Annotated in this window: 8 protein-coding genes; 3 read left to right on the top strand and 5 right to left on the bottom strand. The window is 49.4% G+C overall.

What is annotated here, in order from left to right; all coding sequences use genetic code 11:
• Positions 1-15: 15 nt before the first annotated feature.
• From AC6I7T_RS32340 to AC6I7T_RS32320, 5 genes are all read right to left on the bottom strand, one after another.
• Positions 16-1,767 carry a CRTAC1 family protein gene (locus AC6I7T_RS32340; RefSeq protein WP_497794790.1) on the bottom strand — a complete coding sequence of 584 codons (1,752 nt, stop codon included), beginning with the start codon at positions 1,765-1,767 and terminating at the stop codon, positions 16-18.
• An 18-nt stretch (positions 1,768-1,785) separates the two neighbouring features.
• Complete coding sequence (locus tag AC6I7T_RS32335) at positions 1,786-3,519, bottom strand: CRTAC1 family protein (protein WP_497794789.1); 1,734 nt, start codon at positions 3,517-3,519, stop codon at positions 1,786-1,788.
• 27 nt (positions 3,520-3,546) lie between these two features.
• Positions 3,547-4,701 (bottom strand): tetratricopeptide repeat protein, encoded by a 1,155-nt coding sequence (locus AC6I7T_RS32330; RefSeq protein ID WP_497794787.1) that lies wholly within the window; start codon positions 4,699-4,701, stop codon positions 3,547-3,549.
• Positions 4,698-5,849, bottom strand: coding sequence for a tetratricopeptide repeat protein (locus AC6I7T_RS32325; RefSeq protein WP_497794786.1), 1,152 nt, complete (start codon positions 5,847-5,849; stop codon positions 4,698-4,700). Before AC6I7T_RS32325 ends, AC6I7T_RS32330 begins: the two co-directional genes overlap by 4 nt.
• 79 nt (positions 5,850-5,928) lie before the next feature.
• Positions 5,929-9,603: a carboxypeptidase-like regulatory domain-containing protein gene (locus tag AC6I7T_RS32320; protein ID WP_497794784.1), complete on the bottom strand. Its 3,675-nt coding sequence runs from the start codon at positions 9,601-9,603 to the stop codon at positions 5,929-5,931.
• A gap of 794 nt (positions 9,604-10,397) precedes the next feature.
• Between AC6I7T_RS32320 and AC6I7T_RS32315 the strand changes: the two genes are divergently transcribed.
• From AC6I7T_RS32315 to AC6I7T_RS32305, 3 genes are all read left to right on the top strand, one after another.
• A complete protein-coding gene (locus tag AC6I7T_RS32315) occupies positions 10,398-12,023 on the top strand; it encodes a malectin domain-containing carbohydrate-binding protein (protein WP_497794783.1) in 1,626 nt (541 codons plus the stop codon).
• A gap of 128 nt (positions 12,024-12,151) precedes the next feature.
• Positions 12,152-12,685, top strand: coding sequence for a hypothetical protein (locus tag AC6I7T_RS32310; RefSeq protein ID WP_497794781.1), 534 nt, complete (start codon positions 12,152-12,154; stop codon positions 12,683-12,685).
• A gap of 282 nt (positions 12,686-12,967) precedes the next feature.
• Complete coding sequence (locus AC6I7T_RS32305) at positions 12,968-14,695, top strand: CRTAC1 family protein (protein WP_497794780.1); 1,728 nt, start codon at positions 12,968-12,970, stop codon at positions 14,693-14,695.
• Positions 14,696-14,844 lie beyond the last annotated feature (149 nt).

Below are 14,844 nucleotides of genomic sequence, written 5' to 3'. Positions count from 1 at the left end.
CTGGCGCAACTGGTCTTAACGCCTTCTCGCCTTTGTACTCTTTCCAGCACCTCTGTCCTCGTCTTGTGTAATCGTCAAGATCTGATCGACTTTGACATTTTGCAATGTCTGAGTATGTCCTGAAGGCCACAGTACGTCAATCCTCTGAACCATCGAGTCTTCACCCAACCCGAAATGAACCCTCTTGTCGCTGGACGAGTTGTAGCCTACTGCGGTTGTCGCCTGATTGTGCTGGATGCCTTTGCTGGTGGTGATCTTTATCTTTGCGCCTAAACCATCGCGATTGTCGCGTGTTCCCACCAACTTGATGACAAGCCAATGATTTGCATTCTTCGTTCGATTCATCAAAAGCTGTGGTGGGCCGTTTAGTACGGTAACTGCGATGTCAATTTTGCCATCATTATTAAAGTCGCCAAAAGCTGCTCCACGATGGGCGGCTGGCTCCAAGAAACTGGAGCCGGCCTCACGGCTGACATCTGCAAACTTCATATCTCCGGTGTTCCGAAAAACGGAATTGGGAAGCGGGAAAGGCCTATGTTGAAGCTCCATCGCGTTATCGAGGATGGCCGCATTCGCAGTAAAGAGGTCCTTACGGCCATCATTATCGAAATCGAATGCTCCCAACCCCCAACCTGTTAGAGGAGGAGTAAACATCGCCATATGGGATGTACTGGTCATATCCTCGAAGGAATCCCCAGTATTCTTACGAAGTACGAAAGTATCGGAAAACATCGCGGTCTGAAAAAGGTCGGGTAAACCATCGTTATCGAGATCGCGGAATTCCGCTCCCATTCCAGCGATCACGCCACCATTGCTGTTATAGGCCGTACCGGTCTCCATTCCCACCTCAGAGAAAGTGCCATCTCCGTTATTACGGAAAAGGAAATTACGAAAGCTATCGTTCGATACGAAAATGTCAATCCATCCGTCATTGTTATAGTCAGCAAAAGCGGCTCCCATTCCTTTGCCAATATGCTTGCCAATTCCAGACTCTTCGGTCACGTCCGTAAATGTTCCATCGCCATTGTTTCGATACAGCATATTGGGCAAACCGCGAAACCCCTTGGGGTCGCAAAAAGCAGGCTGCCCTTGCAGATCGCAAAGATGTGCTGTCGCAATGTTGTAATCGAGATAGTTGGTTATGAATAGATCAAGCAAACCGTCGTTGTTATAGTCCAACCAGCCAGCTGCAACTGACCAGACCTTCCCCAGCTTGTGATGGATGCCCGTAATACCGGCTTTGGCAGTCACATCGGTGAATGTCCCGTCTCCGTTGTTATGCAAAAGCTGGTTGTAGTTCACGCCACAGATGTAAAGATCGACAAAGCCGTCATTATCGTAATCTCCGGCAGCAACTCCCATACAATACCCTCGGCCTTGAACTCCAGCCGCCAAAGTGACATCGGTGAATGTGCCGTTCCCATTGTTACGATATAGACGGTTGTAATAGCGCGGATCATTTTTCTCTAGCGACGGAATAGCTGCACCATTAGGGAAAAAGAGATCTAGCAATCCATCGTTGTTGTAGTCGAAAGCAGCGACACCGCCGATCATAGTTTCAATCGAATAACGATGCGGGCTAAGGCTGTTTCGTAAAACGAAGTCAATCCCCGATTGTTTAATAACGTCTTCAAATTCTATGGATGGCGAATTGAGAGGCGGCGTACTCTGAAAGGGAGCCATCAATCCGAAGGCTCTCTTGCTGCCTTCAACGCCAGCAAGCATCGTACCCAAGGATCGCAAAAAATGACGGCGGGTCCAGCTCATGTATTTCCCTTAAAACCTTTACTTCCCTGGTAGGGGCTCCCGAATGGTCAGATACTGATCGGCTTTTACATTCTTGATAGTCTGTTTGGTTCCACGAGGCCAGAGAATTTCGATAGATGTAACGACGTCCTCGCGCGCAAGTCCGAAGTGTACTCGTTTATCGCTGGAACTCATCAGACCAACACTAATTGCGACATGGTTGTAAAGAACCCGGCCAGATTGGGTTATCAACTTGATAGTGGCACCGATGGCATCACGGTCGCTGTAGCTACCAACAAGATTGAGCCCCAGCCAATGGCCACCATTATCAGCCGAATTGAGCAAAATTCGAGGCGGCTCATTGAGTGATGTAACAACAATATCTTGAAAACCGTCGTTGTTTAGATCCCCAAAGGCAGAACCACGCTGAAATCCGCAACGAAGAAAGTCCAACCCCATCTGCTCCGAAACATCTACAAAAGACTTTCCATCCGTGTTTTCGAACATGGTGTCATGCTGCTTACTATCTGATGTCAAATCATCGATATCGCCATTAGCCGAGTAGAGGTCCTTCCACCCGTCATTATTGTAGTCAATGAAGCCATCGCTCCATCCAGAATAACTGTAGCTTAGCTTGTGAATTTGGGAGGATGGAGAAACATAGCGGAACGATTCCCCATTGTTCTTGAACAATGCCCAGACCTCGCGCCTGAGGTTGTTGTAAAAGATATCGATCTTTCCGTCGTTGTCGAAGTCATTGGCATCCGCTCCCATCGACGAGCTCAGCGATCCCTCGTCGTCATAGGCCACACCTTGGGCAAGAGCTTCCTCTTCGAATTTGCCATTGCCTTTGTTAATGAACAGAAGATTGGGCGTTGTGTCACCGGAGACAAAAACATCCAGCCAACCATCCTGGTTGAAATCCGCAATGGATATCCCCATGCCTTTTCCCAATCCATTTTTGACACCTGATTCATCCGTCACGTCTCTAAATTTGCCATTACCCAAGTTGCGGTACAGATGACTCGATACGCTTGAATACCGCCACGGATCGCAATAAACTTCCCGGCTACCATTGCTACAAACGATATCGGTTTGGGGTTTCCAGAGTGTGTAGTTAGTTACGATCAGATCTTCCAGGCCATCTTTGTCATAATCGAACCATGCAGCTCCCACACTGATGAGATCGGCGGGCTTGGTAAACCCGGCTTGGGCCGATACGTCAGCAAAGGTACCATTGCCGTTGTTGTGATAAAGAGTATTTGCACCTGCGTTAGCAATAAAGAGATCTTCGTTCCCGTCATTGTCATAGTCGCCAACTGCGACTCCAAAGCTGAATCCAAGATTGGCACCGGAAAGTCCGGCTTTTTCCGTTACGTCTTCGAAGGTGCCATCTCCCTTGTTACGCAATAAATGATTGTAGAAGGAGGAATCGACCTTCTTAAGATCGGACATTCTAGCGCCATTGGTAAAGAAGATGTCCATCAATCCATCATTGTCAAAATCGAAGATTGCAACGCCACCACACATTACCTGCGGGAAATACTTCCGGCCGGTAAAATCATTCTTTGTGATATAGCCGATCTTTGACTTTGGAGCGACATCTACAAAGTGCGGTCTTTTGACGGAACTTTGTACGGCTGACGAACCTTGCAATTCTTCAGCAACTAGAAATTTACCGGAACTAAGGAGGGCTACCAGCAGGCACAAAACATATAGCAGTTTGTCGAGACCACCAGAAGCTTCACGAGTCAGGCGCAATATCAAGACCACTGTACCCGCCCTTCGTAAAAGTATCCATTACTTAACAGCTTTGCCCCTGACATTCATTTTTTCAATTTCGGCCTTCACGCGAGCGGCATCATCTCGCCTTCCAGCAGCAGTATAGGCGTGCATCAGGGCCCAGAGAACCTTGCTATCCTCCGGAGCTAATTTGGAGGCCAGCTCCAGTTCGGAAATAGCATCGGAATTATTTCCTGTCGCGGCTAAAATCTCACCTTTCAACATATGCCCAATCGGGTGAGAAGGCTCCAAATTCAGGACCTCATCGACGTACGGTCTTCCCTTTTCTGCTTGCGACTGAACCAGATAGTATTCGGCCAGTTGTAGGCGCGCCTCCGTATTCGAAGGGGAAATTGCAAGCACTTTCTGCATTTCCTCTACGCCTTGCGGTGAATTCTCCTCCAAGAGTAATGTGCCATATTGATAGTGAACACCTTTTTCATTGGGGTGCTCCCGCTCCAGATCGCCAAGTATGCTTTTCGCCTTTTCGCGCTGTTGATCCAAGCGGGCAAAAACTGCCCTGCCCAGCATGCGCACATATTCCAACCGCGCGCTCGGAACCTCGTCCGGTAGAAGCTGATAATTCAAAGCACTCAGTCCCGCAGGCACTTCTAGAGGTCCTTGCCTGCTAGCACCTGCATCGCCGCGAATCATATAAAGCAACTTGATACCGGCTTCGAATTGGCCTTCTCGAATGAGCAGTATGGCTTTATCGTAAAAAACAGTGTCCGCCAGCTGTTTACGCCCTTCCAGGCCCAGCGAAGTAGACATTTGCAGATGTTCCAATGCACGCTCGTATTCTCGGAGCTTGTAGTCGCAGATTCCCAACAGAGCCCATCCTGGACCTTGTTTTGGATTCTGGGCCAGGTAGTGTCTCAACAAATCGCGCGACTCGCGAAATTGATCCTTCTCATAGAAGAGAGTGGCAAGATACCAGAGGCCATCATCCCAATCGGGTTTCAGCTTAAGGCTTTGCTCAAAGAATCGGATCGCATCGTCGTCTCGCTCTTCGTCTCGCGCCCGAATTGCCGCCTTCGAGATTTCTTCAAAGCTGGTGGCCGAGGAAACAGTGGCCTTGGACTGATTTGCCTGGTGAACCGTATCAACTGCCATTACATTAGGCTGAATCGCAGTAGCAAGTGAAAACCAAAGGATGATGGAGGTAGCAATCATTTTGCCTGCTCCTTCCCTTCAACAGCCATCCTCAGTTTCCCCTGCTTTTGTTCCAGACCATCTTCCTTATTTTTTAAAGTTTCGAACTCAGCACTCTCATGCTCAGCTTCAGCAGCTCGTCCGAGTTTGCGGTAAGCCTTAGCCAGGTGAAAGCGCACCTTGGAAGAAGCCGGAGCAATTTGCTTGGCTAGCTCAAACTCTCGTGCTCCCTCTGCCCATTGATTGCGGGCGAGAAACACACGCCCAAGAGCGTAATGTGCCTGTGCATTTTCAGGCTCCACAGCAACTGCCTTTCTGGCAATCTCCTCGGCCTCATTCAGCTCTCCAGCCTGCACATCGAGCAGGGCGAGCTTGGCCATAGCAACGGTATAGCGAGGAGAAAGCTTTAGCTCCTGGCGATATTCCTGCTTCGCTTCGTCATCTCTTTTTTCCGTCTCAAAAACAAATCCACGAAGAAAGTGAACATTTGGTTCCTCGCCGTAATAGGTCGCCAGCTGATCAAGGAATTCATGCGCTCGATCGAGCTTTTGCGCCGACATCCAAGCTCCCGCCGAACCGGCCAGCCACACCATTTCACGACGTTCTTGAGGATAATCTTCCGGCACATTCTTCATGTGCATCCAGGCAAGTCCCATTGCCTCTACAAGCACCGGATCGGGTCCTCTCCTTTCTACCGCTTTATCCAGGAGATAGAGTGATTCAAAAAAGCGCCCCTCGCGCGTCAATAGCTCGGCCCAACGTACCACAGCAACATCGACAAGCTCTTTACTTCCCGTACCCCCCTTACCTATCCAGTAACGAAGGTGTTCGGTTGCATGTTCGTAGTCCCGCGTCTCATATTCGCAAAGTCCAAGAAAAGCATAGGCAGGCTCTACCTTATTTCCCAGCTGAATATATCGTCTGAAGGCCTCTTGAGCTTCGGCATAACGATCCTGGTCGTAGTAAATACCCCCTAACGACCACCACCCCTCACCCCAGGTAGGACGTAATTGTAGAGCTTGACGATAGGACTGAAGAGCTTCGGATAGATGATCGGACTTGCGGGCTTGCTCTGCTTGGCGGGCGATTTCTGCAAACCTATTCGAAGCGACGGAAGCCGATGCCTCTGCCGAACCCAAAAGCAGGCATGCGAAAAGTACCCAAATCATAAATAAGCATATTCACGCTGGGGTGGAGGCCTATAGCCGCCACCCCAGCAGGTTGTGATTTGTAATTATTGTTAATGGATCAGAAGGTATATCGCGCTTCAAGCTGTACACTTCGGTGCCCGAATTTGTACTGGGCTATACCAAAGTTTGGAGAGTAAAGCGTCCCATCTCCTTTATGTCCATTAACACTGTCCCCGTAATAATGAAGAACTAGGTTAGCATCATTATTGTGGAACGACCAGAGCGGATGATTCAGGAAGTTGAAGGCCTGGAACTTGAACTCAAGGCTCTGATGATCACGAACCCTGAAATTCTTTACAAGAGCAAGATCGCTATTGAAGTATGCTGGCCCACCAAGATACGGTAGGTGGCTGCTCCCCATCCCAGAAGTCGTTGGTTGGAAACAACCCGGATTGAGGAAGCGCATAGCCTTTCGTGTTCCACCATTACCATCCGAAATCAACACTGACTTTTTCGTCATCGGATTACAGGTAAGGGTGGGGAACAGTGTAAGACTATCCGCACCGAAGAGGGCCGTGGCGCTGTGCTGTACAGTCGATATGTATGGCTGTGCTTTAACAACAGCGGGATCCAAACTGGGATTAGGAATTGTAGTGTCGTCATATGAGTACTGCAGGTTGTTACCTCCCGCAGCAGTCAGGTTTGCACCACTCGACAGAGAAGTAACACCGGAGATCTGCCAACCATTGATGGCTTGGCGCAATGTGGCATTACTCAGGTTTATACGAGGAACAATAACGGTATAAGCGAAATTGAGGGTGTGAGGACGATTGTCCTTCGAGACGCCCCAGTATTCACCTCTTCCCCAATCGGGCAAAGAAGAAAATGCCCCGCCATTTCCGACAACAGCGTTACCGAAGGACTTCGACCAGGTGTAGTTGGCCATCAAATACAGCCAACTCGAATTACGATGCAAACTCACCTGAAGTCCGTCGTACTGCGTCTTTCCGGCAAGTTCAGTGGTGTACAACGACTTGTAATTCACCATCGGACGATACGATGGACTCACCGAGTCATTCCACGTAGGACACTTCTTTGCCGAATCAGTCGCATTAGTGCACGTTAGCAGGTAGTTACGATCGATTGTGTGGAGAGGAATGGCGTTGATATCTGCCTGGTATTGGGCATAGTCGCCATAGTTGCCAACATACGAGACTTCGATAAGGAAATTGGCTGGCAACTTCCGGTCGATCTGGAGGTTGTAGGTAGTCACCATCGGTTGCTCGTCGTTTTTCGGATTCACCGTGGTTTCTGCCAACCTGCCCGCTGGTTGTCCACTTGGCAGGGTATGCGAACTGTATCCACCCAGAGTGGTATTGATAGCCTCGTAAACAGGGCAACCGCCGTTGGCTACCGTGGCATTTCCGCACGAAATGGATGCAGCACCCCATCCAACACGAGCAGCGCCGCTTGGGTTATCTCCGGCGATTCCATCGTAAGCACGGAACCGCCCATATCCTCCACGAACAACGGTCTTGGCATCACCGAATACGTCCCATGCAAGTCCAAAACGAGGAGAATAGAAGAGGAATCTGGAGTCTACGCCCGAAAGCGGAACACTCTTGTCGATGCCGTGCCATAGGAGACCAGGATGGCTATCGACTTGGCTGTAATCATTAACATACTTCTTCGGGTCGAAGACTGCCATACCGAGGTTGCTGGTCGTAGCCGGCCGACCGAAGTGATCGAAGCGCATGCCGATATCAACGGTCAAGCGACGATTGAGCTTCCAGTGGTCAGTCACAAAGAAGCGGTATTGTTGCGAGTAGATACCGATCGAAGGAGTTGCCTGGTCTTCCGAGTATCCGGTCGCAGCAATTCCCATCAGGATATCTGAGAAGTTATTGTTGCTGGTATTTCCCCAGTTCCCGGTCGGCATAGACATGAAACCGCCAAACGAACCGGTTGGGTCCTGGTTATTTTCGATGTACTCCCAGAAGCCGCCAGCTTTGAAGGTATGAGATCTGAAGACACGTGTGATCTGTTCTTTGGCACTGGGCATCACCTTGAAAGCGTGCTGTTGCATTGGATTGCCGGTAAAAGAACCACCAGGCCCAATGCCAGGAAAGTTAGAGCTCCAGTTTGAATAGCTTGGAATCTCGTCGCTTCCAAAGATACTCTTTGGCAATCCGAGTTCCGTACGGCTGATCTTCTTCGGATTGACAGGGTAACTCGGCATTCCCGAATGTGTCCAGCTAAAGGTCGATTCACTCGTTAAAACCGGAGAAAAAACATGTGTCAGACTGACAACCAGAGCATCCGAAGTGTTTTTTCCGACTGCTCCACTTGGATTTGGTACGACATTGTCGCCGGACATAGAAGACCAAACACCCATTGGCTGCTCTGAGTTTTCCCTTTGGGCGCTGTAACGAACAAAGAGTTTGGTATTTTCGCTGATCGACCAGTCGACTCTGGAGACATTCTGCCAGGAATTCAATCCAGCAAGAGTGGAATGAATGTAGTTATACCCATCGTGCGCTGCAGGATCGGTATTCGGTAAAGGATAGAGATCATTCAGCAGTGTCTGACCTTGCGCGTTGATACAGGCTGAGGACAAAACTCCACTGGTGATCGAACATCCCGCACGATACGGAGCAAAGGCCTGGGTAGAATCGAATGTCGGTGTGCTGGCCAGCATTCCGACATTTTTCATTTGACTCGTTTGCGCGGCGGAGAAATCACCGCTCCGCATTGCCTTTGTTGGTACGCTCGCACGTGCTACTCCGGCATCAATCGATTGACGATAGGATTCAAAACCGTTCCAGAAGAAGAGTTTGTCGTGCTTCTTGTTGTAGTGACCGGGCAAAGGAATGGGACCACCGATTTGAGCGCCCGGATAATACTGGTAGGCACCACTCAATTTGGGTTGATTGTTGTATTTCGTATCCCAGTCCATGGCGTTAAGTGAAGCGTGCTGGGCATAGAGATGTATTTGACCGTGATAATGATCACCGCCGCCCTTCGTTGCGACGTTAACGACTACAGGTCCGTAGTCATTCTCGGCCGAGAAACTGGAAGAAAGAACTTTTACTTCCGAGATCATATCCGTATTCGCATTGACTACAGTGTTCGAACCGGCTGATCCAGGATCAAATGCATGACCGCCGTCCACAGTCATGTCAAGTTTCTGTCCGTTGATTAGGGTTCCTCCCATGCCGGCTGCAGTGCCGCCAGGAGCCCAACTGTTAATACCGACGACGTTATTGGTGGCCGCCCTATTCAAACCGTTGTTAGCAGTAAGCGTAGCCCCACTCATCAACTTAACTACTTCAGCTGCGTTTCGGCTGCTCAGAACAATATTCTGAAGTTCATCGCTGGAGAGAGTCGCGCCTTTCGCTCCAGAGTCTTCCATCACAATTGTGCTAGTGACGGCAGACACCACAACGGTTTCAGCAACACCCTGTAGTGGCAATGTGATATCGATCGATTTAGCATCGTTGCTGGTTAAATCAATATCGGTAGCAGTATAGTTGGCAAACCCTTTTGCAGTAGCTGTGACAGTGTAGGTCCCAGCACGTAAGGCAGGAACCGAGAACACGCCTTCTTTCGTAGTGAGCGTCTTGCGCTCATCGCCTGAAGTTTGATTTTTAACCTTAATGACAACCCCGGGAATAACCGCTCCACTCGCGTCATGCACAGTGCCAGACAGAGTAGATGTGGATTGAGCCCAGGAAGATATTGCCGTTGTCATAACAAGGGCAAAAAGCCCCAAGAGCAAGATCATTCGTCTCATTACAAGACAAGCCCCCCTCTGTAAAGTTAGGGTCCCCTTTACGGAGCCCTTTAAAACGTCAATAACAAGCCCATCGTTGCTCGGACGAGACTAAAAGCAACAGCGTCCGGATCAGAGCAACAGTTCTCCCGAGACTCTTTGCAACGAGTTCGATTCACGTATGCAAGGCTCCGGAAGAACGGAGAAAAGGTATTCCCACAAATCAACACTGTCAAGGACAAAAACAGAACATCTTTCCGATCTAAATCGATTTAGATTGTTGATCAATGACATGCCTATCGACTCCAGGTAACGTTGTCTTGACAACCCTGAAAATACCGGGATCAAGTCTCAGCCAGCGGTGAATTTAGTTCGGGGAAGGACAGCCATACCCGAATAGAGATCCCGACCGAAACGAGGACTTTGGTCGATGCCCGTACCGACCAAGTTCACTTCTTCTTCTAAAGCCCTCAGACCGGAAGCGGATATCGGTGCCATCCACTGTTGCCATAAGATCCTGAATCAGTCTCTTTCGAGCTCCGCTACCGAAGTCGTCCCAACAATTCGGCAGTTTACCGAGCGTCAGACTCCAGCTTGCCGGGCACGCAATCAACGAATAATCTGCACGTTGATCAACGGAGGCACGCTACTTCTGGAGAGAAAAAATGTGAAGGTTAAACTTGTACGGAGATGTTGATCTACATCAAGTACAATCGTACGCAGCTGAATCTAAAGGGAATAGGTCGCCAAGACGAGAGGCTATACAAAACTGTAGCAACACGTCGGAGTCTTCCTTAATAATAGTGAGTTGTTGGATGAGTGAAAAAGTTGTGCTGGAAGGGTCAGTGCTGAGTGGAAAGGAAGCGGAGCGTGCTGAAGTTGAAGTAGTCCTGGCTACTCTTGTGCGCTCACCCCGCCTTGCCCGGCTTCTCCGTTACCTTACGGACAAGTACTTCCAGGAACAGACCGATGAGCTAACCGAGTTCAACATCGCGACCGAGGTGTTTGGCCGAAGCAAAACCGTTTTCAATTCCAGTGAAGACGCCATTGCACGAGCAGAGATTCACCGTCTGCGGAAAAGGTTAAAGGTCTTTTACGAGACAGAGGGAAAGGACCACTTGGTCCAGATAGCCCTCCCCACAGGAACCTATGTCCCATGCTTCATTCATCTAGCGCCACAGATTTCCGCCTGTGCTCAACCGGAGATACCTGCGGACAGTGCACAAGCCGAACATACGTCTATAGCTACCTCTCCCCAATGGGAGGTACCCGGCGAAACGGAAGAACTTGTACAGGAGTCAAAACCTGTAGAGAGAAAAGACTGGTCCTTTAAAAAAGCCCCACTCCGGCTTTACGCAATAGCCGCAGCTGCTGCTGTACTTATCGTTTTCTTAACCCTTCGTCATCGAACCATTGCACAAGGTGGTAATACCTCACAAAACTTCGTTCGGTCTCAGGAGCCCGTAACGGACAATCGGAACCAACTTTCCTCCGTAACCTTGCCTCTCCGGCTACTCGCCGGCTATAGCGGACCTCCACAACGCGACAGTGTAGGAGATATCTGGCAACCTGATCAATACTTCCATGGCGGGTGGCCTCTTCAGCAACCCTCGGTTTTTGTCGCAAGGACAAGTGATCCCTTTATCTTTCGCAATACGAGATCCGGAGATTGCCAATACGATATCCCCCTAAAACCAGGCTCCTACGAACTCCATCTTTTCTTCATTAAAACCTCTACGGCTCTCCAAATTGAAGACGCCGAAGATAAGACCAGCTTTAACGTATCCATTAATGGGCAGCTTGTTCTGTCTGACTTCGATATTGCCTCGGATGCAATGGGGCGCAATGTTGCAGACGAACGCGTTTTTCGCGATATCTCACCAGCAAACGATGGCAGGTTGCATATTTGGTTGAGTACCAAAATAGGAACGCCGGCACTCAGCGCCATTGAGATTCTGGAAGGAACGCCACACAAACAGCTTCCAATTCGGATCGTTACCCAACCAGCCCCTTTCACCGACCACAAGGGTCAGCTGTGGCATCCTGACGATCATTATCTGGATGGCCGACACCTGGCCCACAACTCGCCGAGTATTTCACCTGACCCTGATTTGCTTCTATCCGAGAGGTATGGACATTTTACTTATGCAATTCCTGTCGACACACGAGATCGATATACCGTAGTACTCCATTTCGCCGAACTTTATTTTGGAACGGCTAACATCTCCGGTCCGGGACAGAGAGTTTTTCGAGTCCTGTGTAATGGGACTACATTGCTTGACGATTTCGATATTTTCAAAGAAGCTGGGAGCTTCCATACGGTTACAAAAACCTTCCATCACCTCAAACCCACGGCGCAAGGGAAACTGAATCTTACATTTGAACCAGTCGTAAACTACGCAACTCTCTCGGCTATAGAAGTCCTAGACGAATCGAATTAGCGTTGCCTGCCAGACATGAAATTGTTCCCCGATGGCTATCATCCTCCGAGACACGAGATTCCATCCCTTTAGCCAGGAGGTTGACGACCGCATAGAATTATGCGGAGTGAGGTGAGCCAGTGTAGCGTGTGTTCAGAATTGCGGCGGTCATGCTGATATGGGCAATTGTCTGGACGGAAGGCATCGAGGGACAATCAAAACCGCAGTGCATGGTCAGCAATGAGGATATCCCATTATCCTTCCCGGCATGTGCGCTGACGAAAGCACACGGAGAGCAGTACATTTCTCCTAAATATCTGAAGGATTGCGAATTCAATACGTATGGCCTGACCTGGGTCCACTTGCGCCCTGGCGGCTATGTATATGTGAATCGCAAGGGACGGATAGTCGTCCGCGACGTCTCGATGATGGACAACGGAGCAGATTGGTTCCACCGAGGGGTCGTTCGACTTGAACGTGGTGGGAAGTACGGCTTTGCAGATTTCCACGGACGCGTGATCGTTCCCATTCGGTATGACGGTGCAAGTAACACAGATCAAGATGGTCCGCGGGTTTGCATCGGCTGCAGAGTTGAACGCGTAGGGGAATATGGCGTATTCAAGGGAGGTCAGTGGTTCAATGTAGATGCTCGCGGCCGAGTGCGCAAGGAGACAAATCCGTAGGAAGGATCTAACCTCCGTGGCGATAGCCACATCTCAGAGCTGCTTTCATGGAATATCGAAAACCCTCAATCCAGGTTGGCCTGGTCTCCTCTGCAACTACTCTCGCTCTCTCGCAAGGCTGTCGTCTACATCACCATCTTTATCTACACGGCGAGGAGAACCGTACGCTTTCTCATGGGCAGAAGGTACAAAAAATCCATAGCAGGATTCAGTTAACAGAAGTACCCTCTGCACTTTATACTCAGGTATTTCCAGAATCGATCATCATTATTCTGAAGCCACGTGCTTCCACATAGGACTTCTGCTTTGCGCCAGGACACAAACCATCTTCCCTCCTATACAAAATGTGCGATTTACGTTTTGCTTTGCTCTACCCTAATGGGAACGCCAAGATGGTCTGCTCTTAATGCGCAGACGCAGCAAAGTCCCATTCATTTTATTTCGAACCCTATTCCCTTTCTTCTGGACAGTTGCGAAACGCCACAACGGCATGTTCCGGAAACAATGGCCGGTGGAGTAGCAATCTTCGATTATGACAATGATGGAAATCTCGACATTTTCTTCCCCAACGGCGCCAATATCTCTACCCTGAAAAAAGATTCTCCAAAATACTGGAACCGTCTTTTCCATAACAATGGAGATGGAACCTTCACCGATGTCACCGAAAAAGCAGGGTTAAGAGGTACAGGATACGATGGCGGCGTGGCAGTAGCCGATTACGATAACGACGGATACGAAGATATTTTTGTCTCCGGAGTTTATCGCAATACTCTTTACCACAACAACGGAAACGGAACTTTTACCGACATTACAGAAAAGGCCGGTCTGGACAAAATAGATGCGGAATACGGCCCACTCTGGTCAGTAGGCGCGGCCTGGGTAGATATAAACAATGATGGCCTTTTGGATCTCTTCATTGTGAACTATCTGAAGTGGGATCGTAATAAAGAACCGGACTGCAGGATTGGAGAAAAGGCAGAGTACTGTCATCCTAAATTCTTCAAAGAAACTCCTAACCAACTGTTTCTGAATAAGGGGAATGGAGCTTTCGAGGACATCTCCGCTACATCGGGAATCCGTGCCCATCCCGGGAAAGGGATGGGAATCGGCGTGGCCGATTACGACGCCGATGGTCGCCCTGACATCTTTGTTGCTAATGACAAGATGTTCAATTTCCTCTTTCATAATGTAGGGAATAACAAATTTGAAGAAGTGGCCTTTGAAACTGGCACGGCCCTACCTGAACATGGAAATCTCATCTCTGGCATGGGTGTAGATTTCAGAGATTTGAATAATGATGGCCATCCGGACATCGTTGTTGTTGCCTTGGCAAACGAAACTTTCCCTGTCTACCAGAACGACGGTAAGGGCCTCTTCACTGAAGTCACAGCGCGAAGCGGTATGACTGTACAAAGTAATCCGATGGCCGGATACAGTCCGAACATTGCCGATTTTGACAATGACGGATGGAAAGACATCTTCGTCTCGCGAGGAGATGTATCCTCGTACAACATGGCAGAACGCCAGGCTGTCGATCAAAACAATACCGTATTCCGCAATCTAGGCGACGGTAATAAATGGAAAGCTCTGACAGAAGAGGCAGGCTTCAGTTCCCTGCCGCCGAAACGGCATCGCGGGGCAGCGGTAGGTGATCTTAATCACGACGGCAAATTAGACATTGTCGTTACCGCTCTCAGCACCCCCGCAGAAATATGGATCAATAACAGTCCTGGCAACAATCACTGGATAGAGCTCGCACTTGAAGGAACGAAGAGCAATCGGGATGCGATTGGTGCCAAAGTAAAGATCACTGCCGGAGGGAAAGTGCAGTGGGATCACGTCAGCCATGCTGCTGGATATGCCTCTTCCAGTGCTGGGCCGCTCCATTTCGGTTTGGGCTCAGCCAACGTTGTCGATGAGATCGAAATCCTCTGGCCATCAGGAATCCATCAAACCCTGAAAGCAGTTGCTCCTGACAAGATTCTTCGAATCAAAGAAGTCAAACAGTAATTTCGCTTATAAGCGAAACCCTATGACCGGCGTAATCACATTGCATATGCAGCAGTGATTACTCTCGATCGCCTCCTCCGCATTGTTGTTTCATAGGAACGAGTAACTGTTGTTCCATCCTCCCAAGAACAGCAAGACGAATCGTATCC

It is taken from the genome of Humiphilus diazotrophicus, from assembly GCF_059726315.1.
The sequence above is the reverse complement of the archived record's forward strand: the minus strand, read 5'-3'. Positions and strand labels throughout refer to the sequence as shown.